Genomic DNA, 490 nt, shown 5'->3' with positions numbered 1-490 from the left:
CCGCCCGCTGGTGCTCCTCCACCGACGCGTTCGGCCCCGGCCCCGGGTAGTGCCGGTCGTCGCCCCAGACGTTGGCGTAGTGAATGCGGTCCGCCAGCTCCTGCGGCACCGCGTCGGGACGGCGCCAGGGCGGCGCCTGCGACAGCCGGTACAACTCCGGCGCATTGCGCGCGAAGGCCTGTGACGCTGCGGTCTTGCCGTTCTGCTCGACCAGGGAGCGCTCCGGCAGGATCGCGGTATAGGTCCTGGTGTCGGGCGTCTGCGACGGATCGATGAACACCTCGTACATCGGCGCCGCCAGCGAGTGCAGCAGGGACGGCGAGGGCAGGCCCAGCATCAGCTGGATGGTGCGCAGCATGGACAGCTGGTCGTAACGCCGTCCGATCACCGGCGCGCTGGCTGCGTCCTTGCCCTGCTGGGCCCAGGGCGAGATCACGTAGGCCGGCATGCGGTGCGAGTCGACGTGGTCGCCGCCGTCCTGGCTGTCGTC

At 71.0% G+C, this 490-nt stretch carries 1 protein-coding gene; it reads right to left on the bottom strand.

Annotated features, from left to right (window positions below; genetic code table 11):
* Window positions 1-448, bottom strand: a 448-nt coding sequence (locus tag F6X68_RS33135; RefSeq protein WP_225852582.1) for a hypothetical protein, incomplete at its 3' end; no start/stop codon positions are given.
* Window positions 449-490 lie beyond the last annotated feature (42 nt).

This window comes from Micromonospora sp. AMSO12t, from assembly GCF_008806585.1.
Taxonomy (GTDB): domain Bacteria; phylum Actinomycetota; class Actinomycetes; order Mycobacteriales; family Micromonosporaceae; genus Micromonospora; species Micromonospora reichwaldensis.
This window is presented reverse-complemented; position numbering and strand designations above follow the sequence as displayed.